This window comes from Pectobacterium sp. S5 (assembly GCF_051707265.1).
In the GTDB taxonomy this organism is placed as follows: Bacteria; Pseudomonadota; Gammaproteobacteria; order Enterobacterales; family Enterobacteriaceae; genus Pectobacterium; species Pectobacterium polare.
Map to the genome: position 1 here is coordinate 1,223,266 of NZ_JAULSZ010000001.1, position 22,147 is coordinate 1,245,412.

At 52.5% G+C, this 22,147-nt stretch carries 19 protein-coding genes; 12 read left to right on the top strand and 7 right to left on the bottom strand.

Going from position 1 to position 22,147, the window contains the following annotated elements; translation table 11 throughout:
* The first annotated feature begins 75 nt into the window (after positions 1–75).
* From QWJ20_RS05470 to QWJ20_RS05480, 3 genes are read left to right on the top strand one after another with little or no spacing between them, the layout of a single operon-like run.
* Positions 76–1,515: a TolC family outer membrane protein gene (locus QWJ20_RS05470; RefSeq protein ID WP_433992029.1), complete on the top strand. Its 1,440-nt coding sequence runs from the start codon at positions 76–78 to the stop codon at positions 1,513–1,515.
* Between the two features lie 37 nt (positions 1,516–1,552).
* Positions 1,553–3,691: a type I secretion system permease/ATPase gene (locus QWJ20_RS05475; RefSeq protein WP_433992030.1), complete on the top strand. Its 2,139-nt coding sequence runs from the start codon at positions 1,553–1,555 to the stop codon at positions 3,689–3,691.
* An 11-nt stretch (positions 3,692–3,702) separates the two neighbouring features.
* Positions 3,703–4,872, top strand: a complete 1,170-nt coding sequence (locus QWJ20_RS05480) for an HlyD family type I secretion periplasmic adaptor subunit (RefSeq protein WP_433992031.1) — start codon at positions 3,703–3,705, stop codon at positions 4,870–4,872.
* A 321-nt stretch (positions 4,873–5,193) separates the two neighbouring features.
* Here QWJ20_RS05480 and QWJ20_RS05485 read toward each other — a convergent pair whose 3' ends face one another.
* The gene (locus QWJ20_RS05485) at positions 5,194–6,402 is read right to left on the bottom strand and encodes a glycoside hydrolase family 28 protein (protein WP_433992032.1); all 1,209 of its coding nucleotides are present in this window, start codon (positions 6,400–6,402) and stop codon (positions 5,194–5,196) included.
* 578 nt (positions 6,403–6,980) lie between these two features.
* Between QWJ20_RS05485 and pelI the strand changes: the two genes are divergently transcribed.
* Positions 6,981–8,024, top strand: a complete 1,044-nt coding sequence (gene pelI, locus QWJ20_RS05490; protein WP_095698731.1) for a pectate lyase PelI — start codon at positions 6,981–6,983, stop codon at positions 8,022–8,024.
* Between the two features lie 103 nt (positions 8,025–8,127).
* Here the strand turns inward: pelI and uxuA are convergent, their stop codons facing one another.
* Positions 8,128–9,324, bottom strand: coding sequence for a mannonate dehydratase (gene uxuA, locus QWJ20_RS05495; protein WP_433992033.1), 1,197 nt, complete (start codon positions 9,322–9,324; stop codon positions 8,128–8,130).
* Positions 9,325–9,596: 272 nt separating this feature from the next.
* The gene (locus tag QWJ20_RS05500) at positions 9,597–10,331 is read right to left on the bottom strand and encodes an FCD domain-containing protein (protein ID WP_039472311.1); all 735 of its coding nucleotides are present in this window, start codon (positions 10,329–10,331) and stop codon (positions 9,597–9,599) included.
* A 211-nt stretch (positions 10,332–10,542) separates the two neighbouring features.
* On the opposite strand from QWJ20_RS05500, the gene QWJ20_RS05505 reads away from it, so the two are divergent.
* The 6 genes from QWJ20_RS05505 (at position 10,543) to QWJ20_RS05530 (ending at position 15,755) form a co-directional block, all read left to right on the top strand.
* Entirely contained in the window at positions 10,543–11,736 is a 1,194-nt protein-coding gene (locus tag QWJ20_RS05505; RefSeq protein ID WP_433992034.1) for an alpha/beta hydrolase, read from the top strand.
* An 85-nt stretch (positions 11,737–11,821) separates the two neighbouring features.
* A complete protein-coding gene (locus tag QWJ20_RS05510; protein ID WP_039485365.1) occupies positions 11,822–13,066 on the top strand; it encodes a SpoIIE family protein phosphatase in 1,245 nt (414 codons plus the stop codon).
* Between the two features lie 13 nt (positions 13,067–13,079).
* A complete protein-coding gene (locus QWJ20_RS05515; protein WP_249687731.1) occupies positions 13,080–13,634 on the top strand; it encodes a SiaB family protein kinase in 555 nt (184 codons plus the stop codon).
* 1 nt (position 13,635) lies between these two features.
* Complete coding sequence (locus QWJ20_RS05520; RefSeq protein WP_039485361.1) at positions 13,636–14,088, top strand: DUF1987 domain-containing protein; 453 nt, start codon at positions 13,636–13,638, stop codon at positions 14,086–14,088.
* The gene (locus tag QWJ20_RS05525; protein WP_433992035.1) at positions 14,075–14,782 is read left to right on the top strand and encodes a GGDEF domain-containing protein; all 708 of its coding nucleotides are present in this window, start codon (positions 14,075–14,077) and stop codon (positions 14,780–14,782) included. Before QWJ20_RS05520 ends, QWJ20_RS05525 begins: the two co-directional genes overlap by 14 nt.
* Before the next feature lie 79 nt (positions 14,783–14,861).
* Entirely contained in the window at positions 14,862–15,755 is an 894-nt protein-coding gene (locus QWJ20_RS05530) for a LysR family transcriptional regulator (protein WP_433992036.1), read from the top strand.
* On the opposite strand, the gene QWJ20_RS05535 is transcribed toward QWJ20_RS05530, so the two are convergent.
* The 4 genes from QWJ20_RS05535 to QWJ20_RS05550 all read right to left on the bottom strand — a co-directional run bounded on the left by QWJ20_RS05535 (position 15,752) and on the right by QWJ20_RS05550 (position 20,335).
* Positions 15,752–16,477 carry a sulfite exporter TauE/SafE family protein gene (locus tag QWJ20_RS05535; protein ID WP_433992037.1) on the bottom strand — a complete coding sequence of 242 codons (726 nt, stop codon included), beginning with the start codon at positions 16,475–16,477 and terminating at the stop codon, positions 15,752–15,754. The genes QWJ20_RS05530 and QWJ20_RS05535 overlap by 4 nt on opposite strands.
* 564 nt (positions 16,478–17,041) lie before the next feature.
* Positions 17,042–18,112 carry a lytic murein transglycosylase B gene (gene mltB, locus QWJ20_RS05540; protein WP_109411803.1) on the bottom strand — a complete coding sequence of 357 codons (1,071 nt, stop codon included), beginning with the start codon at positions 18,110–18,112 and terminating at the stop codon, positions 17,042–17,044.
* A gap of 138 nt (positions 18,113–18,250) precedes the next feature.
* Positions 18,251–18,592, bottom strand: coding sequence for a zinc ribbon domain-containing protein YjdM (locus QWJ20_RS05545; protein WP_010296489.1), 342 nt, complete (start codon positions 18,590–18,592; stop codon positions 18,251–18,253).
* 120 nt (positions 18,593–18,712) lie between these two features.
* On the bottom strand, positions 18,713–20,335 hold the full coding sequence (locus tag QWJ20_RS05550) for an EAL domain-containing protein (protein ID WP_433992038.1): 1,623 nt from the start codon (positions 20,333–20,335) through the stop codon (positions 18,713–18,715).
* A 302-nt stretch (positions 20,336–20,637) separates the two neighbouring features.
* On the opposite strand from QWJ20_RS05550, the gene fecI reads away from it, so the two are divergent.
* Together fecI and fecR are read left to right on the top strand one after the other, a co-directional pair.
* The gene (fecI, locus tag QWJ20_RS05555) at positions 20,638–21,159 is read left to right on the top strand and encodes a ferric citrate uptake sigma factor FecI (RefSeq protein WP_433992384.1); all 522 of its coding nucleotides are present in this window, start codon (positions 20,638–20,640) and stop codon (positions 21,157–21,159) included.
* The gene (gene fecR, locus QWJ20_RS05560; RefSeq protein ID WP_433992039.1) at positions 21,156–22,112 is read left to right on the top strand and encodes a ferric citrate uptake sigma factor regulator FecR; all 957 of its coding nucleotides are present in this window, start codon (positions 21,156–21,158) and stop codon (positions 22,110–22,112) included. The genes fecI and fecR overlap by 4 nt, the downstream gene beginning before the upstream one ends.
* Positions 22,113–22,147: the final 35 nt, after the last annotated feature.

A 22,147-nucleotide genomic window follows, 5' to 3' on the forward strand; every position in this document is an offset into this window, starting at 1 on the left:
CAACCACTGTTACTAACAGGCTGGCCGCCCTTTTAAAGGAACTAAAACAAAGAGTGATGAAAACAGGGGTCATTGATGCACAAACCATTTTTTATCAGGGGCATGTTTTTTCCGCGCAATCGCGCTTTTTTTACGCACACATTACGCCATCACACGCCGCGCGGTGTGCTGACTGTCGGGCTGGCGATCGGGCTGGCCTGCGGTGGCCTTCCTTTCTTCTCTAGCTCGCCGACGTTCGCTCAGGCCGTCGCGTTTGACTGGTCTGCCGCACCAACGGAGCAGCAGGTCGATAGTCTGGATCTCAAGCAAGCCATTCTCCGCGCGTTCGCACGCAACCCGCAAATCGCGCAGGCCTCAGCACAAATTCGCGTTGGCGAAGCCGATCTGCGCGTGGCGCAAAGCGCCTGGTTCCCGCAAATCGGTCTGAGTGGCAATGTCGGTCGGTCAGATCAAAGTGATACTGGCGGCACAATGAGCAACAATTCGACGGCGGGTCTTACGCTGAAACAGCTCCTGTACGATTTCGGTAAGACGGGCGGCAGCATTGATGAGCAGCACAGCCTGTCAGATGCTTATCGCTATCAGCTCTACGGCACCATGACCACGGTCGGCCAGCAAACCTTGCTTACCTACCTGAAAGTCAAACGCTATCAGGAACTGAGTCTGGCGGCCGAACGCAATATCACATCGCTCAGTGTGGTAAAAGACACGGCGACGCTCCGCGCCGAGGCCGGTCTCAGTACGCAATCCGATATTCTGCAAGCGGAAACCCGCATCGCGGGCATGAAGGCGACGCTGGAACAGTATCGGGCACTGGAGCGTTCCTCACTGGCCCAGCTCAGCGTGTTAACCGGCGTTCTCCCCACCGTCCTGCCCGATCTGCCACGCGCGCTGCTGCAACAAAAGATTACGCTCAAGGCGCTCCCGTACCAGCAGAGTAATGCGGTGCTGAGCGCACAGTCCAAGCAAGAGGCCTCGCGCCACCGGATTCGTCAGGCAGAAGCGCAACACTTTCCCACCATTGCCGTGCAGGCAGGTCGCACCCGTTATGAAACTGACAGGCGTAATTACTGGGACGATCAGCTCCAGCTGGTGGTAGAAGCCCCGCTCTATCAGGGCGGAGCCGTCAGCGCACGCGTTGATGCCGCATCAGGCACGCGCGAAGCGGCGCAGGCCGAAGTCGAAGCGGCGAAGCTGGATATGAACCAGAAAGCCTCAACGGCCTATGCCGATCTCATCGGTGCGCAGCAGCGTGAAAAAGCCAGCCAGCAGCAAATTACCAGCGCGACCTACACCCGCAATGTCTATCAGGATGAATACAAACTCAGTAAGCGCAGCCTGAACGACCTGCTCAGCGTGGAGCAAGACGTGTTGCAGGCCGAAACCTCACGCATCGGCGCGTTATACGACGGCTGGGAGGCGACGGTTAACTACGCCGCTGCCGTCGATAATCTGTTGGATATGCTGGGTATTGAGCGTCATGAAACCACTGGCGAGACGTTACCGTCGCTGTAAGCCGGCTCCTGCCGGATAAGAACATGCAGGAATATCAATGACACACGTTGCCCAAACTGAAGTCTGGATTGCCGCGATGGCTCGCGCCGCCGCCCACTATGGACAGGTGGTGGATACTCAGTCGGTACGCCAGCAGATGCGCTGGTACGAACAGCAGCCGATTGCCCGCCAGTTAGAACAAATCAGTCACCTGATGGGGTTGAGCATCAGCCTGCGCCATACGGAGAAACTCCGCTGGCGTAACAAGATCCTGCCGGTACTGGCGGAAACCGATGACGGCGGCGTTATCGTCATCGAATCATTGAATGACGAAGGCATCGCCACCTACTGGCTGAATGACGGCGGCGATCTTCAGCGCGAAGCCGAACTGACAGAACTCATCAAACACAGTCAGGGGATTGTCGTGCTGGTCGGCATCGCGGAACGTGGCCGCGATACCCGCATCGATGATTTCGTCAAACCGTACCGCAAGCACTGGTTCTGGCAGCACTTTCGCGGCGCAAAACGACAGATCGGGGAAATCTCTCTGGCCTCTATCGTGGGTAACGTTCTGGCGCTCGCGGGGATCCTGTTCTCCATGCAGGTGTATGACCGCGTGATTCCGGCGCAGTCGATCCCCACCTTGTGGGTGCTGTTTTTCGGCGTGCTGCTGGCCGCTGCATTAGAGTATGCCATCCGTTTGTCGCGCACCGTCGTTTCCGATTTGATGGGCAAAAGCATCGACCTGAACGTGTCGGGTATGCTGTTTGCCCGCGCGCTGGCGATAAAAAATGAGGCTCGGCCGAAATCCACAGGCTCGTTTATTTCTCAACTGCGGGAAATCGATCAGGTGCGTGAACTGCTGACCTCGACGACCGTCGGGGCGGCCGCTGACATGCCGTTCGTCTTGCTGTTTCTCGGCATCATGGCGATGATCGGCGGCCCGCTGGTGTTTATTCCCATGCTGGCGATCCCGCTGATTGTGATCCCCGGCCTGCTGCTGCAATGGCCGATGGCGAAGCTCGCTAAAGAAGGGATGCGTGAAAGCGCATTGCGCAATGCGGTGCTGGTCGAATCCATCGAAGGGATCGAAGATATTAAAGCGTTGCAGGCTGAACCCTACTTCCAACGCCAGTGGGAGCAAACTCACGAAGTCAGCGCCGCCATCGGGATGAAGCAGCGCGTATGGGGCGCACGGCTCAGCGGCTGGGCATCGACCGTTCAACAGCTCACCTATGCTGGCATGCTGGTTTTCGGCTGCTATCTGGTGATGGCCGGTGATATCACCACCGGTACGCTCGTGGCCTGTAGTCTGCTTTCTTCTCGCACCATCGCCCCGCTCATGCAGCTAACGATGGTATTTTCCCGCTGGCAACATGCGAAAACCGCCATGACCGGGCTGGATGACCTCCTGCAAAAACCGCTGGATCGGCCGGAAGAGGGCAAAATGGCACACTGCCCGATCCTTCAAGGGCACTTCCAACTGCACAACGTGCAATACAGCTACGACCCCGAAAAGGGCGATACCGCCTTGCAGGTCGGAAAGCTGGAAATCAAACCGGGCGAAAAAGTGGCGCTGCTGGGTAAGGTCGGCGCGGGGAAATCCACCCTGCTCAAGCTGCTTGCCAATCAGGCGACCGCGACGCGCGGCAAGGTCATTATTGATGGCGTCGATATCAGCCAGATCGATCCAGCCGATGTCCGCCGCCAGTTGGGTTTTCTGTCACAGGAATCGCGCCTGTTCTTCGGCAGCCTGCGGCAAAACCTGATGCTCGGCAACCCGCACGCCACCGAACAGGAACTGTTGCAGGCGCTGCGCATTAGCGGCGCGCTCAGCCTGATCCAACAGGATGCTTCCAGTTTGGATCGCATCATTCATGAAGGCGGGCGCGGTTTATCCGGCGGGCAGAAACAGATGATCCTGCTCAGCAGGATGCTGTTGCGTAATCCCCAAATTGTCCTGCTGGATGAACCCACCGCCTCAATGGACGAACAGCTGGAAAGCCACGTTATTCAGCAATTAAGCAACTGGCTTACCGGCCGCACGCTGGTGCTGGTGACACACCGTCCGGCGCTGCTCAAGCTGGTTGACCGCGTGGTCGTCATGGATGGCGGGCGCATCGTCGCTGATGGCCCGCGCGATCAGATCCTGAAAGCAGTCAGCAAACCGGCAGATACCGCACAGAGCGTGGCGTAAGGGGAAATACAATGAGTAGCATCACTATCCACGATGACCTGAAACGCCAGGGTCGACGCGTCTCCGTCATTATCTGGCTCAGCCTACTGGGGCTGATAGTGTTTTTTATCTGGGCCAAATTCGCCGTGCTGGATGAGGTTTCCGTCGGGAGCGGCAAAGTCACGCCGTCGACCCGCGCGCAGGTGATTGAAAGTCTGGATGGCGGGATCATCGGCCAGCTGTATGTGCAGCAGGGCAACGTCGTCGAGAAGGGTCAGGTGCTGGCGCAGTTGGACATCAACCGCTTCCAGTCCGTCTACGGCGAAGCCTTCTCCCGCGTGCAGACGCTACGGGCCTCCGCCGAACGGCTGCACGCCGAGCTCAGCGGTGCACCGCTAAAATTCAGCGAAGAAACCATGAAGGAACCGGCGCTGGCAGCACGCGAACGTCAGCTTTATGAATCACGTTTGCGCAATCGCGATGAAACGGTCGCCAACCTGCAACAGTCTATGCGGCTGGTAGAACAAGAGCTGCGGATGACAGAGCCGCTGGTGCAGCGCGGTGCTGCCAGCGCCGTCGAGGTGATTCGCTTACGCCGTCAGATTAGCGAAATCCGCGGAAAAATCGACGAAGCCAACAACCAATATGCCGTACGGGCGCGGGAAGAACAGGTCAAAAACAACGCCGATCTGGAAGCACAAATGGAAGTGGTCAGCGGGAAAGCCGATCAGCTCAAGCGCGCGACGATTACGTCACCGGTACGCGGAATTGTGAAAGACATTCAGGTAACGACCGTGGGCGGCGTGCTGCAACCGGGCGGTAAGCTGATGGAAATTGTACCGCTGGAAGATCAGTTGCTGATCGAAACACGCATCAACCCGCGCGATATTGCCTATATCCGGCCGGGTTTGCCCGCCACGGTAAAAATCACCGCCTATGATGCGTCCATCTACGGCAATTTAACGGGTGAAGTCGAAAGCGTGTCACCCGATACCCTTCAGGACGAAGTCAGGCGCGATCAGTTTTATTATCGAGTCTATGTGCGCACCGCGCAGGCAGAGCTGACCAACAAAGCCGGAGAAAAATTCCCCATCGTGCCCGGCATGGTCGCCAGCGTTGAGATAAAAACCGGTCAAAAAAGCGTGATGGACTATCTGATTAAACCGCTGAATAAGGTCAATGAAGCGCTGCGTGAGCGTTAAGTCAGTACACTCAATGCACGCTGTCATTTTATAAATAACGGTGCTGCGATTGCTGAAAAAGTGAGTCGAGCGGTGATAATGGGTAGATCGTAAAGACGCTGCAAGTCCCTCCCTGTAAGCTCGAGCCGCGCGGATATGAATCTCATCCCTGAGATTCACCCTTTCAGGGCCGTCGCAAGCAACGTTCAAAGGCGTTCCTAACGCCTTTGTCCCTGGCGCGGACGCTTTACTCTTCTATCCCATTACCACCGTTCTTGTTCTGTAAGTAGATTTGTCAACGCTCTGAACGTTGTCATGACAAAACAACTTATTAGAAGCGAACTACTTCTTAACCGTGACGTTCTTGATTTGCCAGGTACTATCGCTTGTCAGTTTGACGTTCTTCATGGTGACTTCTATCGGCTTTTTCGCGTTCTCGCCGTTCAGTACCACTACGCCTTTGGTTTGGGACGTAATATCTTTAAACGTAATGTCGCTCCAGTCAGGAACATTACTTCCCTCTTTTTTCTCATATACCGTATCAATCACGATCGGTTTCGCCACATTTTTCATGACGACATTGCTATACCGAACGCCAGTGACCACCCCTGCCGCCGATTTGTCACTTTTAATACGTAAGCCATTCGTGGTGCCAGTCATGACCAAATCATCGACCGTCACGTTATAAACCCCCATCGTTTCGCTGCCGATCGACATACCGTGTCCCGTTCCGAATTCGTTATGCAAAATGGAAATATTGCGCGTTTCGGCACGGCCTTTATAGGCTTTGATCGCCACGTTATCGTCACCCGTCGAAATATTGCTGTGGGCAATAGTGATATTTTTTGATGACATCGGATCGATACCGTCGGTGTTTCTGGCAGTAGACGGTGTTTTGATCGTGGTTTTCCACGCGGTGAAACCATCACCATCGCTGAATACCACATGGAAGTTCGGGGAATTAATGAGAGAGATATTATACAGCGTGAAATTCTTGCTCTTATTAATCTGAATCAGCCGGGGAGTATTCTGTTTTAACTTTTTCACTTTGGCATCGGCGGCCAAATCCCACCAGCTCACCTTTTTATCTTGAAGCTTCACACCGCCTTGCCCATCAATAGTGCCCGGCCCATAGATTCCGCTACCTGTCGTACTCGTTGCGGTAATAAACGCATCACAGCCTTTACCGTTTTTATCGACGACGCCGCAGGATGATGGCGCGTTCTCAAAAGATTTGGCGTTATTCACTGCACGTAAGGTCACCCCTTTGTCGATTAATAAGCTCACGCCAGAAGGCAGAGAAAGCGGACCGCTCAGAAAGACGGACGAACTCCCTGTGCTCAGCCTTACCGCTTTTCCTTGCCCACAATTATTCAGAGCCTTTTGAATCGTACTCGTGGCCGTACTGCTGTCCGCTTTAAGCACCGTACAGGAAGACGGTGCTTTCGGTTCACTCACCGTTCGTGAGTCAGAAGCAAACGCCGATGCGCTGAACAGACCTAATAGCCCCAATGATAGTGATAAAACTCGCTTGCCTGATTGGTATTCCATGTCAAACCTTCCCTTATAGATATCCGCAATTTTATTGTGACTAAAAAGGAATGACGCATTTTCTTTATTTAATTAAGAAACATGAAACACCTTTATAGAAACTAAAAATTGTCGCATATGAATATGTAGATTAATAAAAGTCCATTTACATAAAACTTTGCTGATGTTTATCAAGAAAAGCATTCAGTTTTACGCATGGTTAAATTATCACCAGAAAATTAAATGGCACATCAACGAAACGTGGAAACAAATCGAATACTGTCATGCGCAGCAATAGGCGAGTGATAAGATTTCCACCTCGCCACATCATTAATTTCTCTTATCCTTTAATAAGAACCTTCCGAATGTTTATTAATTTCCATAAAATAATTAAATGAAATATAATAAACGACCAATAAAATTAAATATAAAATAGTCACAGGCTAAATTAAATAATCTGATTAACCTCAACAATTTCGTCGAATTATTATTCATTTCATATTCTCTGCTATATAATCCTTTTCGATGCGCAAGGACTCCCTCTTTATTTGGAATAAATAAAGAGAAAAAATATCCGTTTAATTTACAAGGAAAAACACATGTTTAAGTATTTAACACCGATATTTTTATGCACGGCTGCTTTCTCTTTTCAGGCTCAGGCAGATGACACCATGCTGATGCTGCTGAAAAAAGACAATGCCACCTATTTAAGCTGGTCTACCGATGCAGGCAACGTTGTTCGCCAGGATGTGTATCGCAGCACCAGTAGTGCTCAGGCAGGCAGCGAAAAAATCGCAGAGCTCAATTCCACCGACAGAACCTTTACCGATTTAAGCGCCAATCCACAGTCAGACTATTGGTATTGGGTGGATACCGTTAGCGGTAATAATAGCGTTCTGAAATCTAATGCCGCTTCAACGGCCCCAGCACCATTGCGCGCCGCTCCGCTTAAGGCAGCAAGCCCTGAATGTAAGGCCGGTGCAGTCATCAAAAACAAATCTGTCGACTGCGGTGGGATTACTCTGGGTCTGAGCTGTAGCGGTGATAGTGATAAGCAACCTCCTGTTATCACGCTGGAAAACGCGAGTATCAAGAACCTGCGCATCTCGGCAAAAGGCGGTTCTGACGGTATCCACTGTAAATCAGGCGACTGCCGTATTGAAAACGTGATCTGGGAAGACGTTTGTGAAGATGCAGCAACCAACCTGGGTAAAACCATGACCATCGTCGGCGGTGTTGCACATAACACCACCAATGGCCCTGGTGGCAAACCGGACAAAGTGCTGCAACAGAACTCCAAGAATAGTCACACTATCGTACAGGGCAACTTCACCCTGACTGGCCAACACGGCAAACTGTGGCGCTCTTGCGGTGACTGCACCAACAACGGTGGCCCACGTAACCTCACCATCATCAGCGCAACCGTTGACGGCACCATCGACAGCATCGCTGGCGTAAACCGTAACTTTGGTGATGTCGCTGAAATCCGTGATTTGCGTATTAAAGGCTACAAAGCAGGTAAACCTAAAATCTGTGAAGAGTTTACTGGTGTAGAAAAAGGCAAAGGCACACCAACAAAACATGACGAGCAGTGGGATACCAAGAACTGCAAAGTCAGCCGTTCAAACGTTAAAGCTCTGTAATTCTGCCAGCAGAATTCACATATAAATTAATACCTCCTCTGGGGTCCTGACGCATCAGTCACCTGCAGACCGTGCTTGAATAAGCACGGTCTGCTTCATTTCATTACCCTTGCTGCAATTCGGTAAACAGCGTGCGTTTCAACGCCAGTTCGACGCCGCGCAGTTCCGCCAATCCTTTCAGCCGCCCGATTGCCGAGTAGCCGGGGTTGGTTTTCTTTTTCAGATCGTCCAGCATCTGATGCCCGTGATCTGGCCGCATCGGGATCGGACGGCGATCGCCCGCCTTCTGACGCCGCAACTCTTCTGCCAGAATGGCCTTGATAATCGCGACCATGTCCACATCCCCCTGCAAATGCGCGCCTTCATGGAACGAGTTGGGATTGTCTTCCCGGCAGGTGGCACGCAGATGGGTGAAATGCACGCGATCGCCGAACGTTTCCAGCATCGTCACCAGATCGTTATCGGCCCGTACGCCGTAAGATCCCGTACAGAAGGTAAAGCCGTTATGAAGGCTATCGACCGTCTGTTTCAGCCAGCGCATGTCGTCAATCGTGGACATCACACGCGGCAGCCCAAGGATCGGACGCGGTGGATCGTCTGGGTGAATGGCAAGGCGAAGGCCAACGGCTTCCGCAACGGGCACAATCTCACGGAGGAAATACCCAAGGTGCTCGCGCAGTTTCGCATGGTCGATACCATCATATTCCGCCAGACGGCCGCGGAACTGCTCCAGCGTATAGCCCTCTTCAGAGCCCGGCAGCCCGGCGATAATGTTACCTGTCAGGCGCGCGATATCTTCTTCGCTCATTGCACGGAAGTAGTCGGCAGCCTGTGCCTGTTCATCCGCCGTGTAATCTTTTTCAGCACCGCGACGCTTCAGGATATGCAGTTCAAAGGCGGCAAAGGCAATATGATCGAAACGCAGCGCCTTTGAACCATCCGGCAGAACATGCTCCAGATCGGTTCGCGTCCAGTCCAGCACGGGCATGAAGTTATAACACACCGTATCAATGCCGCACTGCGCCAGGTTACGCAGCGATTGCTGGTAATTGGCAATATGCTGCTGATAATTCCCCGTCTGAGTTTTGATCTCTTCATGAACCGGTACGCTTTCCACCACCGACCACACCAGCCCTTTCGCCTTCAATTCGGCTTTGCGCTTTTCAATCTCTTCAACCGACCAGATTTCGCCATTAGGGATGTGGTGCAATGCCGTCACCACGCCGGTCGCTCCAGCCTGCCGAACATCATCCAGTGAGACAGGATCGTTCGGGCCGTACCAACGCCAGGTTTGTTCCATACCGAGTTACCCTTTTATTTTCGTCAAGATAGTGAGTTGTCGTCGAGAATAGGAAAAGCCTACCTCACCGGGACAGGCTGTCAAACGAAACTCACGAATTGATTGACCAATTACACAAAAAATTCGCATTTTGGACTAACATCATGCGTAATCAGGCTGAAATCATAAAGGGAAAGTCAGGAATGGATTATTTGGTCTGATATCTTTCTCTCCGTACACCGATGCGATGCCAGAGAGAAAATTCACACGAGAAGGGAAACGCAGAGGGAGAGTCAGGATTCCAGACGTGAAGGAACAGACTCGAACAGATAGCCGTCGAAAGCCGGATCGTCCACATTCGAGATTTCCAGCAGTTTAATTTTTACGTTTTCCAGATGCTGCCACATTGCCTGACGCGCCATGTTCACATCGCGGCGAGATACGGCACGCAGGATTTGTTCATGATCGTCTAGCCACTGGCGCTGATAGCTGAAATCGTCGGTATGGGAGTGAATGCCTTGCCACATTGGGCTGCGTTTACGCGCCTGCCACACCTCATACACCATATTGGCTAAGACGCTGTTTTGGGTAGACTGCGCCAGCAGGCAATGGAATTGTTCATCGGCGCTTTCATCCACGCTGCCGTTCTCAAGCGACGCCCGTTCTTGTTCAATGGCCTGCCGCATTTTCACGATGTCGCTTTTGGTCGCCTGCATCGCGGCAAACGCTGCGACTTCGCCTTCCAGCAGTTGACGCGCCTGCATCAGCTCGAAGGGGCCATAGCCGCTGTCCACCACGCTGTCTTTTCCCTGTGCGCTCGGCAACTGCATGACATAAACGCCAGAGCCTTTACGCACCTCAATCAGCTTTTCCAGCTCCAGCATAATCAGCGCTTCACGCACTACGCTACGGCTGACGTTGTAGGTTTCAGCAATATCACGCTCGGGAGGCAAGCGGTCGCCAATCTGATAGTTTCCCTTCAGAATTTCCGCGCGAAGATTGTCGCCAATCTGCTGATATAAACGCATACCGCCATCCCTTTATTCAACATCGGCCATCGTAATATTGGCCTGACCAAAAGACAGAAAAAACGCCCAATTTGTCTGAAGTATAACATGAAGCCATACAGCGCCGCACGTTGAGCAATCTGCATACGAAATGATTTCGGATATAGTGTTGTCAACGCGCCATTATCCCGTTAGCGATCAGATTGATATTGCCAAAAGGCAAGGAGCATAAATGACAATAAGCGTATTCCGGTTCGTTTCGTGGGCAGTCTGGAAACGGGTGGTGGCAGGCCTGTTCGCCCTCATCGGCGTACTTTTCATGGTGGGATGCAACAGCAGTCCGCGCGACATCACGCCGTTAGGGCAAACCTCATTCGAACGTTACCAGCAAGACACCACGCGCTGGGTCGCTGAGCACCGCGCCTTTCAAACCACGGATAAGCAACTGGAATTACGTTGGAATACGCCCAGTGAAACCCGCCCCCTCGGCCAACCGCAGAAAGCCATCTTATTGGTACACGGGTTGGGCGATTCACCCGGTTCATTCACTGACATCACCCCAAAATTGGTCGAACAAGGCTTTCTGGTCAGAACCGTGTTGCTACCAGGTCATGGCACCCGCCCCGCCGATCTGTTGCACGTTACCGTAGATGACTGGCGCAGCGTAGTCGCCGAGCAGGCGGCCATCCTCAGCAAAGAGGTCGATGAGGTTTATCTGGGCGGCTTTTCCACCGGCGGCAATCTGGTACTGGAATACGCCTTACAGCATCCTGAAATCAAAGGGCTGGTGCTGTTCTCCCCCGCGATTAAATCCAACGAAAAATACGCCTTCATGGCTCCGGTGCTGTCCGTGTTTACCGACTGGCTGATGCCGCCGCGCCCCGGTTACCCCCAGCAGTTGGCAACCCGCTATATGCGCGTGCCGACCAACGGTTTCGCCCAATATTATTATTCCAGCAGCGGTGTGCGTTCAGAGCTCGCCAAAAAGCCTTATGACAAACCGGTGTTCATCGTGCTGGCGGAACATGATTCCGTCGTCGATACGACTTATCTTGTCGACACGTTCGATAAACAGTTTACCAACCCACGCAGCCGTCTGATCTGGTATGGCGATCGCCCTGCCGGTATCCATTCTTCACGCGTGTTGGTGCGGACAGGCTCGCTGCCCGACTGGCGTATCAGCCAGTTCTCGCACATGTCGCTCATGTTTTCACCAGACAATAAGGAGTACGGCAAAACCGGTGCGATTGTCATCTGCGCCAACGGCCAACCCCTGAACGACCTGAAAACCTGTCAGGACCGCAGCACGCTGTGGTATTCCGACTGGGGATACGTCGAAAATGGCAAAACCCATGTGCGCCTGACCTTTAACCCCTACTTCGACTGGCAAAATCAGATCATGGCCAACGTACTCGACGCGCAATAGTCTTACCGAAAACGGGGAGTTGTCATCATTTGGTCATCAAGGGCAGGTATTTTGACTTAAAGATAAATACGCCCAAAGATTAACCATGATCGCCATGCCCGTTCCTTGCGCCCGACCACTCCTCCGGGGTACACCGGTGGCGCGAGATCTTTGCATTCCTCTGCCGGACGTTTCTCCTAACACCGACAACGCCACCGTATTGCAGTTGTTCAGTAAGAATAAAGAGTGGGTCAGCCTGCCTGTCGTGGAGGATGGACGCCCTTTCGGCTTAATCAACCGCCATATTTTTCTCTCGCAGATGTCCCGGCCTTTTTATCGTGAACTGTACGACAAAAAGAGCTGCATCGCGTTTATGGATAAAAATCCGCTGATTGTCGATGCACTGGCATCATTGAACGACGTCGCCGATCAAACGGTGATTACCGGTGATAAATCGCTGACGGACGGCTTTATGATCACTGAGAACGGGCGTTATATCGGTATCGGATTAGGCATCGATCTGATCAAGGCCGTCTCCGATATGCACCTGCGCCAGCATCAGCAGATTATGCAGAGCATTGAATATGCCAGCGTGATTCAGACAGCGATGCTGACGACGTCAACACAGGCGATGTCCCGCACGCTTGCCGACTGGTGTTTAGCCTGGGAACCGCGAGACTGTGTCGGCGGCGACTGCTATGCCTTTAAAACCTATCAGAATGGCTGGCTTGCCGCCGTTGCAGACTGTACCGGACACGGCGTACCCGGCGCATTCATGACCCTGATTTTCTCTTCCGCGCTGGAACAGGCGCTGACACAGCACGGCCCGATGCTACCAGCGCAGTTGTTACAGGCAATCAACCGTCATATCAAAGATACGCTGGGGCAGCGTGACGAAGCGCGTCAGCTTTCTACCTCTAACGACGGCTGCGACGCGATGCTGGTGTTCTGTGATATGACGCGAAACACGCTGACGTTTTCCGGTGCGCGGATGCCCGCTTTCATGTTGCAACGCCAGACCGGAGAGCTGACACCACTCCAGTGCGATCGTATGGGGGTCGGCTATACCGAAACGCCTTATGACTACCAGTGGTCGAGCTATGAATTGCCGCTTCATGATAACGATATATTTTTCACCACCACAGATGGCTTGACGGATCAAATCGGCGGAGAACGCCGGATTATGTTTGGTAAACGTCGCCTACAGGAGTACCTCCAGCACCATCAACACCAGCCGATGCGCGAACTGGCTAACCAGCTCCTGTCGGCACACAAGATCTACCAGGGCGATCAGACCCGACGAGACGATTTAACATTTTGGGGCTTCCGACATTGTTCGACTTTTGTTTAATCAGGCAGACAGAATGATGCCAAACATCAAATACACTGAATTTTTTTCGCCCTCACACCAGCATGACATCACGCTGTATTACGTGGGCTATTTTTCACAAAACATCATCAGTTCACTGGCCGAAACCATGCGGCTACAGCTGGAGAAAAAACAGCTTCCTGCCGGCATCCGTCGCCGACTGTTCTCTACGTTCGTCGAAATGGTGCAGAACATTACCCGCTATTCCGCTGCACCGTTAACCGCGCTCGATCACACCGCCGAAGTCCGTCATGGTTCGGTGTGTCTGGGTTACGAAAATGGGAAATACTTCCTGTTGTGCGCCAACCCGATACACCCCGACGATGTCGAGACGCTGCGAGGACGTCTTGAGCCGCTGCGCGGCATGACGCTTGATGAAATCCGACTCGCCTACAAAGTCTCTCTGCGTGATGAAACCCCGTCATCAAGCAAAGGCGCGGATATGGGGCTATTGACCGTCGCGCGTGATGCCAGTGAGCCACTCCAGTTTACGTTTCGGGCCGATGCATCAACGGGGCTATCTACGTTTTATCTGAAGGCAATCATTTGACATGAAAAATATAACAACCCTAAGCAACCTCCATATTTCGGGGACATCCTGTACCCCGACGGTTGATTTTCACTTTGACACACACCGTCTTTATCTTTCCGGCGAATCTTATCCTGAGAACGCCGCGGCGTTTTATCGCCCGCTGCTCACCGAGATTCAGGCGTATCTGCACGCGTTAACAACCTACGCGGAAACGATGCCGCCGGATGAAGCGCTGCCGAGCATCGAAATTCACGTTTCCCTGATTTACTTCAACAGTTCCAGCACCAAGATGCTGTTCAGTTTATTCAATCTGCTTAATCAGGCGGCTGAACAGACGCTCTCGATTGCGCTGTATTGGTATTACGACAAAGACGACGATATTGCGGAAGAATTTGGTGAAGAGCTTCACATTGATTTCCCTGCCCTGACCTTTCACAGCACAATTTTGAGTGATAATCATGAGCACAATTGAATTGTTTACACCGGAATACGACATTCTGCTCGCCGCGCGCAACATCGCTAACCAGCAGGAAAGACCAGCAGAAGTCTATCGCGACACGCTGCTGGCGTTAACCGACCACTATCAGCGGCTGGTACGTGAGTCGCACCGCCTGATTTCGCGCAGCGACCGTGCGGAGAAAGAGCTGAACTGTCTGAACGCACAGCTCAATCAATTGGCCGTCGAACTGGAATACAAAGCCAGCCACGATCCGTTGACCAGCGTATATAACCGTGGCGCAATTATTGAACGCATTAACCACGCGCTGGAGCGCAATCAGGCGGCGCTCATCGTGCTGGATATCGATCACTTCAAGCAGGTGAACGATACCTATGGTCACCCAACCGGCGACGCCGTGATCTGCGATCTGGTCTCACGCGTGCAGCAGGTGCTGAATACCACGAGCAGCATTGGTCGCGTCGGTGGTGAAGAGTTCACCATCCTGCTGGAAGGGCACACGCTCATGCAGGCCGTTTCACTCGCCAGCCGCCTGCATCAGGATCTCAACAGAATGCCGCTCAGCGTGCTGCCGCAACAGCGCGTCACCGCCAGCTTTGGCGTCAGTTGGGCCCCACAGAAAACCCGTTTCGATGCGCTCTACGGTGCCGCAGATGCCGCGCTCTATCAAGCCAAAGAAAAAGGCAGAAATCGCGTGGAGTTTCAGTAAGTCGCAGGCTGGGCGATTGCCGTCGCCCTGACTCACGACCATAATAGGGGGTATCGGCGTCTCCGAGACAGATTCCCCTATGCGATTCGATTTAACCGATCTCCGGCTGTTTCTCAATGTTCAGAAAGCAGGCAGCATTACCGGTGGCGCAGCAGCGTCTAGCCTGACCGTGCAGGCCGCCAGCGAGCGAATCCGGGGAATGGAAGATGAACTTGGCGTACCGCTGCTGCTGCGGTCAAAGGCGGGCGTCTCGCTCACCGACGCAGGCTTTTCGCTGGCGCACCATGCCCACATTATCCTGCGTCAGGTAGAACATATGCGCAGCGAATTACACCAGTACAGCAAAGGGCTGCGCGGCCATATTCCGCTGCTGTGCAACTCTGCGGCGCTGAATGAATATTTGCCTGCCCTGCTGGGCCGCTATCTGGTGGTCTGCCCACAGATATCCGTCGCGGTGAATGAAAAACTCAGCCGCGATATCGTCAGCGCTATTCGTAATCAAACCGCCGACCTCGGCATTGTGGCCGATTCCGTACCGCTCGACGGGCTGGAAACGCGCCCGTTTCGCCGCGACGAGTTGGTAGTTGTCGTTCCCCGTGACAGCATCTGGTCTGACGCACAGCAGCTCACCTTTTCCGCCATTGCCGACGCCGAATTTATCGGGCTTAGCGAAGGCGCGGCCTTGCAGGAGCACATCGACGAGCACGCCAGAAGGCTGGGAAAACGCCTGAATTACCGCGTGCGTCTTGCCAGCTTCGATGCCGTTACGCAGGTGATTCACAGCGGTATCGGCATTGGTATTCTTCCGCGACATGCAGCACAGCGCATGATGGAACGGCTGGCGATTCACACGATTCCGCTGTCAGACGACTGGGCAATGCGTAATCTGGTTATCTGCGCCCGTCAGTTTTCCGCGCTGCCCGGCTATGTTCAGGATTTCGTGGCTTTTATTACGACAGAGAACGCAGGTTAAAGCAGCCCGCGCGCGACCATGTATCCACCCAGCACTACCAGCCCGATAAAGAAGCAGCGCCGGAAAACCGGTTCGCTAATCGTGTGGCGCAGGCGTTGCCCAATCATCATGCCCAGCAGCGCGGGAATCAGCGCCAGCACCGATTGCCAGAGATCGATGCCCTGTAGCCCAACGCCCTGCATCAGCTGTATCGCCAATCCCAGCGTGGAAACGGTAAATGCCAGCCCGAGCGCCTGCACCAGATCGTTTTTATTAAGCCGCAGGCATTGCAGGTAAGGCACGGCGGGAATCACAAAGACGCCCGTCGCCGCCGTGATAGCGCCGGTGATGTAGCCCACCAGCGGCGACAGCCAGACTTCGTGACGACCGGGCTGCGGCAAAGTCGTCGCTACGATGCCCCACAGGCCATAAACTACCAAAATGCCGCCGAGCGCCGCGCTCGTCCATGACGATGATGAGGTTAGCGCAGGCAGACCATTCCAGAACGTCCCAATAATGATCCCGGCAAACAGCGTCCAAAACCGTTTAATCAGGCTAAGAAAAGCGGGGCCGCAGGCAAGTTGCCAAATGTTGGTCACTAGCGAAGGAACGATCAAAAGCCCCGCCGCGCTGGCAGCGGGCATCACCAGCGTTAACAAGCCCATCGAGATCGTTGGTAATCCCAGGCCAATCACGCCTTTCACTACACCAGCCAGCAGGAACACCACCATCATCGTCGTCATTTATCGCCTCGATTTGCAAAGCATATTTTTATAAAACAGTAAGATAGGAAAGAATAAAAAAACGCTACGAATGAATATTCCAACGATGCGACAAGGCTGTCTATGCGGATTGTATTGAGGGTGATTCAGGGAAAATTGGAGGCAAAGGGAGGATTAGGAAGAGTGAGATTCTCGACAGTCCTTTGAGTCACATCTTTATGCAGGTTCAGAGACCGTTTCGTGCGCAACAATACCGTTATTCTCATGCTACTTCGTCGCACGCGCCCGACTCGGGACGGCTCAAACGCCGCTCGCCCCGAGACCCCAGGCTTTTGGCGGGAATTATGCCGCTAAAGCGGTACCTTCGTCGGTATCAGGCTTAGAGGACCACTTGCGACACGTTCCATACGTGGCGCAAGCTTTCGCCGCGTCCATGCGGCTCATCCTAAGCCAGCTATCTCCTCAGCATAATTTTTTACGCCAGATAACAGTCAATCCTGCTGGCATCCCACACTGTGTATAAGAAACAGCTCTGAGATTGGGGTCAGACGTTATTAGCAAGCCACAAATTTAATAGCCCTGACCCTAGCGCGCGCGGCCTACAGCTTCGCCTAGCTGCCATACGGCCATCGCGTAGTGCGTGCTGTGGTTGTAGCGCGTGATGGTGTAGAAGTTCGGCAGTCCGTACCAGTATTGGTAACCCGTGCCGATGTCCAGCCGCAGCAGGCTGGCTTCACTGTATCCCGCCAGCGAATGCTGTGGCGTCAAACCCGCGGCCTGTAGTTCCGTGAGCGAGTAGCGGGTATTAAAACCGTTCGGGAGCAGAGGAGCCTGGCCATTTGCTTGCACCGCAACAGGTGCGCCTTTCACCCATCCGTGCGCTTTGAAATAATTGGCTACGCTGCCAATCGCATCCACCGGATCCCATAAGTTGGTATGTCCGTTGCCGTCGAAATCCACCGCGTAGTTCTTGAATGATGACGGCATAAACTGCCCATAGCCCATCGCGCCCGCGTAAGAACCGCGCAGGCTGAGCGGATCGTTGCCTTCTTTACGCGCCATCAGCAGGAAGGTTTCCAGCTCGCCCGCAAAGTAATCGGCACGTCGCGGGTAATCAAACGCCAGCGTTGCCAAGGCATCAATGATGCGCGTTTTACCCATGACTCTGCCCCAGCGGGTTTCAACGCCAATAATGCCGACGATGATCTCAGGCGGGACGCCGTAAATGTTCTGAGCGCGCTGTAGCGCATCCTGATATTGATTCCAGAACGCCACGCCGTTCTGTACGTTGTCTGGCGTAATAAACTGATTGCGGTAGCGGTTCCAAGATCCGTTCGGCCCTGAAGGCGGGCGCGATGTCGGGGCTTGTTTATCCATCAGACGGATCACCCAATCCAGACTTTTCGCCTGCACCAGCACATCATGCAGCTGCTGGCGGTTAAAGCCGTGCTCCAGCACCATTTTCTCGACAAACCGTGCGGTAGCCGGGTTAGTTGCAAAATCACCGCCTAGCGGATGGACATTGTGTGCAGGTTCAAGCAGGAAGCCACCTTTAAAAGGATTACCTGAAGGCACTTCTGCGGGAGGAGGGGCCGGCTGACTGCTACAGGCCGAGAGCAAAACGAGCAGAGGGAGAAAACGAACCAAATGACGCATCAGATATCCGTATAGCCAGGTAAGAAATCAATACAGGCTATGGTAAAGGATTGTCTGATGTGAAAAAACCAGCCAGAGGTGAAAAAATGCAGCGCGCCGCTCAAATAGAAGACCGACGCGTATGTCATCACATCCGAATTAGTTCTTCTTCACAAACTCGGACTTCAGCTTCATCGGGCCGAAACCATCGATTTTACAATCAATATTGTGATCGCCTTCGACCAGACGAATGCCCTTCACACGGGTGCCGATTTTCAGCGGTGTTGAACTGCCTTTTACTTTCAGGTCTTTAATGACCGTTACCGTATCGCCGTCCGCCAGCAGATTGCCGTTAGCATCTTTCACGACTAAACCGTCATCCTGCGCTGGCGCATCGCCTGCCGCCGACCACTCATTTCCGCATTCTGGGCAGTTAAGCATTTCGCCTTCTTGCCAGGTATATTCAGAACTGCATTTTGGACAATGAGGCAACTGTTGCATGATAAACTCCTGAAAAATTAACAATAAAAAAGTAATAAATATCATTAGGTAACTACCATATTTTCGATATTTTACCCTTTTATGCGTATTTTTGATAGTGAAGCCGCGTTTATCGTGACTTTACGACGCATCCGACCCTGTTTCATCTTTTTCCGCCAGAAACGTAATCAGTGCTTCTTGCGTTAGCGCTTTGGAATACAGCCAGCCCTGCGCATAAGCGACGCCAAGGCTTTTCAGATAGGCTTCCTGAGCCGGAGTCTCAACCCCTTCGGCAACAATATACAGATTAAGACAGTGCGCCATGCTGACAATATGAGACAGCACAATATCAGTCGGTGAGTGGACACTAATATTCCCAACAAAGGACTTGTCGATTTTAAGCTTATTGGCTTTTACCCGCTCAAGATACGACAGCCCCGAATAGCCGGTGCCAAAATCATCAATGGCAACATCAATGCCTTGTTGTTGATACAGCTCCACCATCGGTGCTGCTTTCCGGGGTTCAATCATGGATGATTCGGTTAATTCGACATTAACATTGGCACCATCGAGATCGTATATAGCAACCTGTTCCACGAGATAATTTAAAACGGACATATCCTCAAATTCGGCCGCCTCAAGATTGATAGAGACAAACATGTCAGGGTCACTTTTCTTCAGTACACTGGCTGTTTGTAGCGCCTCATTAATGACGAACAAGGTTAACTCTTTCATCAACCCAACCTGACGAATCATGGGAATAAAAGAGTCTGGCGTAATCAGGTTACCATCCGAATGACGCCAGCGTATCAGCGCTTCACATCCCACGACCTGAGCGGTATCCAATTTAATAATCGGCTGATAATGTAATTCAAACTCTTTTTGCCTCAGCGCCTGCTTGAGAACATAGAGCGGACTCTGAATGGTCAGCGACTTTCTGGAGATAAGGATGGACAGAATCAGGGAAAGCAGCAGAAAAATAGGCAAAGCAGAGAAAAAAATCTTCAGATAAAATGAGAGGGATGTGGATTGATCCGCACTCACCACCAGAGCAAGATCGCTATCCGGTATCGGTTTCAGAACGTAGTATTTATCGCCAATATAAAATTTATCAGGGTTATTCTCCCCGACGACCAGACGAGAATAAATATCATCAGTCATTAAATCCGATAGAATAACGCGTCCATCTCCCTTATTTTTCTCCAGCAATGCATATTGGATATTATAACTGTAGGAAGGAACATCCAGAAATGAACGCGGATTCAACACCACAAGATGACGCGTTGCGCCAACATAAATCATCGGCTTATTTCTATTCAGCGGACTTTCAATTTTGTACCAAATATTATAGCTATTTTTATAGTGAAAATCGGGCGATGGAAGAAACACCGAATTAATTTCACTCATCATCGAAGAGCAGCGGAGGCGATTCCCATCGATATAAACCACATCCTGAATATAATCATTGTCGTAAGCGATTTTACGCAGTAAACCTAAATGCAAATCATCACAATAAGGTGGAAACTTTTTTTCTAAAATATCGAGTGCGGAGGTCGCCTGTAGAATGATTTTCCCAGCATGTTCAACCGTGACGTTAGAAAAATCATCAACTTCGTGTTCAAACTGTCTGAGCGTAAACGTTGAATAAACCGCAAGCACCAACGCAAAAAGTGAAGCCAGAATAAAAAGCAGGCAGGAAGATAATAAGAAAAAACTTTTCTTAAAATAGAGCGTTTGAAAATAGGCTAGCAGGCTTTTTTTCATAGTAGCGACGCAGCATCATTATGAGAAATCCAACATAGCACACAACCCTTCCCGACAATCTATCGATATCTCAAATAATTCTGATTTTAAGACACCCGTAACCGTCGGATTCCGCAGCGCCTCTCAGGCAAAGGTGACATCGCTATTTAGTTTTCTATTTACCTTAAAAAACAGCCAGTTGCTTTCTATCACTTTTTTCTTATCACTGTCGCTCTGTGATTTAATTGTAATGAGAACCATTATCATATTAACATAGCACCCTATTATTGACCGTCGATACGTTTTTTCTATTTCTGCCCATGATAGCTGACCACGCAACTCCCTCTGCTGAACTGACGCTTGAATCACTCTATGGTTCGCATCACGGCTGGCTGAAGCACTGGCTGACGGGCAAACTCCAATCCTCTTTCGACGCCGATGATATTGCTCAGGACACCTTCCTGCGCGTGATGAACGGCGAGTCGCTGACCGCAATCCGCGATCCTAAATCGTTTCTGTGTACCGTTGCCAAGCGCGTGATGGTCGATATCTTTCGCCGCAATGCGCTGGAGAAAGCCTATCTGGACAGGCTGGCGCAGTTGCCGGAGGCGCTTGCGCCCTCACCGGAGATCCAGCAACAGCAGCTTGAGACGCTCCAGCAGGTGGATCTCATGCTCGATGGCCTGAGCCACAAAGCACGACAGGCGTTTTTGCTTTCCCAGCTTGATGGCATGGCCTACGGCGAGATCGCCACACGGCTGAATGTTTCCGTCAGCTCCGTCAAAAAATACGTTGCCAAAGCCACGGAGCATTGCCTGCTGTTCCGTCTGGAGCACGGGCTGTGAGCCTCCCGCTGACCGATTCTCAACGTCAGGCTCTGCGTTCCGCCTCGCATTGGTATGCGGTACTGAGTGACGAACGCGTGAGCCCCCAGCAAACTGAGAAATGGCAGCAGTGGTATGAGCAAAATCGGGATCACCAGTGGGCCTGGTCGCAGGTAGAAAATCTGCGCAGCCAGATGAACGTCGTGCCCGGCAACGTCGCCCACCGCGCCCTTCAGGATACGCAGCTTACCCGTCGCAGAGTGATGAAAGGTCTTTTACTGCTGTTAGGCGTTGGCGGCGGGTGGCAGCTTTGGCGCTCCGATACCGGAACGGGCCTTCGAGCCGATTACACCACGGCGAAAGGTGCAATCCGTCAGCAGCGTCTGGAGGACGGAACGCTGCTTTCGCTGAACACCGACAGCGCCGTCGATGTTCGCTTCGATCCACAGCAGCGGCGCATTCATCTCTGGTACGGCGAAATCGCGATTACCACCGGACAGGATGCCAGCCGTCGCCCTTTCTACGTGCAGACACGACACGGGAAATTGACCGCACTCGGCACTGAATTTACGGTCCGTCAGGAAGCCGACAGCACGCTACTGAGCGTGCAACACCATGCGGTAAAAGTCGTACTGGCAGAAGATCCGACTCAAGAGCACATCGTGCGTCAGGGCGAAAGCCTGCGCTTCAGCGCGCGGGAACTAGGTGAAATCCAATCCGCAGAGGAAGAAGACAGCAACTGGGCGCAGGGCATTCTCAGTTTCAGCAATAAGCCGCTCGGCGACGTGATAGCGACGCTATCGCGCTACCGTCATGGCGTGCTGCGCTGTAGCCCAGAGGTCGCGACGCTGCGGTTAAGCGGCACCTTCCCGCTGAAAAATACCGATACGGTGTTACAGGTTATCGAGAAAACACTTCCCGTTAAGATTCAGTACATTACTCGTTACTGGGTCAATATCCTTCCCGCAAACTAAACGATAACGAAAAAAATTATCATTCTTGATTGTCC

What these genes read in the sequence shown, in the direction of transcription:
- QWJ20_RS05545 (WP_010296489.1), bottom strand. Translation starts at nt 18,592, where the DNA reads ATGCAACAGTTGCCTCATTGTCCAAAATGCAGTTCTGAATATACCTGG.
- QWJ20_RS05505 (WP_433992034.1), top strand. Translation starts at nt 10,543, where the DNA reads ATGACAATAAGCGTATTCCGGTTCGTTTCGTGGGCAGTCTGGAAACGG.
- QWJ20_RS05515 (WP_249687731.1), top strand. Translation starts at nt 13,080, where the DNA reads ATGATGCCAAACATCAAATACACTGAATTTTTTTCGCCCTCACACCAG.
- QWJ20_RS05480 (WP_433992031.1), top strand. Translation starts at nt 3,703, where the DNA reads ATGAGTAGCATCACTATCCACGATGACCTGAAACGCCAGGGTCGACGC.
- QWJ20_RS05530 (WP_433992036.1), top strand. Translation starts at nt 14,862, where the DNA reads ATGCGATTCGATTTAACCGATCTCCGGCTGTTTCTCAATGTTCAGAAA.
- QWJ20_RS05520 (WP_039485361.1), top strand. Translation starts at nt 13,636, where the DNA reads ATGAAAAATATAACAACCCTAAGCAACCTCCATATTTCGGGGACATCC.
- QWJ20_RS05525 (WP_433992035.1), top strand. Translation starts at nt 14,075, where the DNA reads ATGAGCACAATTGAATTGTTTACACCGGAATACGACATTCTGCTCGCC.
- QWJ20_RS05485 (WP_433992032.1), bottom strand. Translation starts at nt 6,402, where the DNA reads ATGGAATACCAATCAGGCAAGCGAGTTTTATCACTATCATTGGGGCTA.
- QWJ20_RS05535 (WP_433992037.1), bottom strand. Translation starts at nt 16,477, where the DNA reads ATGACGACGATGATGGTGGTGTTCCTGCTGGCTGGTGTAGTGAAAGGC.
- mltB (WP_109411803.1), bottom strand. Translation starts at nt 18,112, where the DNA reads ATGCGTCATTTGGTTCGTTTTCTCCCTCTGCTCGTTTTGCTCTCGGCC.
- QWJ20_RS05500 (WP_039472311.1), bottom strand. Translation starts at nt 10,331, where the DNA reads ATGCGTTTATATCAGCAGATTGGCGACAATCTTCGCGCGGAAATTCTG.
- pelI (WP_095698731.1), top strand. Translation starts at nt 6,981, where the DNA reads ATGTTTAAGTATTTAACACCGATATTTTTATGCACGGCTGCTTTCTCT.
- QWJ20_RS05550 (WP_433992038.1), bottom strand. Translation starts at nt 20,335, where the DNA reads ATGAAAAAAAGCCTGCTAGCCTATTTTCAAACGCTCTATTTTAAGAAA.
- QWJ20_RS05475 (WP_433992030.1), top strand. Translation starts at nt 1,553, where the DNA reads ATGACACACGTTGCCCAAACTGAAGTCTGGATTGCCGCGATGGCTCGC.
- QWJ20_RS05510 (WP_039485365.1), top strand. Translation starts at nt 11,822, where the DNA reads ATGATCGCCATGCCCGTTCCTTGCGCCCGACCACTCCTCCGGGGTACA.
- uxuA (WP_433992033.1), bottom strand. Translation starts at nt 9,324, where the DNA reads ATGGAACAAACCTGGCGTTGGTACGGCCCGAACGATCCTGTCTCACTG.
- QWJ20_RS05470 (WP_433992029.1), top strand. Translation starts at nt 76, where the DNA reads ATGCACAAACCATTTTTTATCAGGGGCATGTTTTTTCCGCGCAATCGC.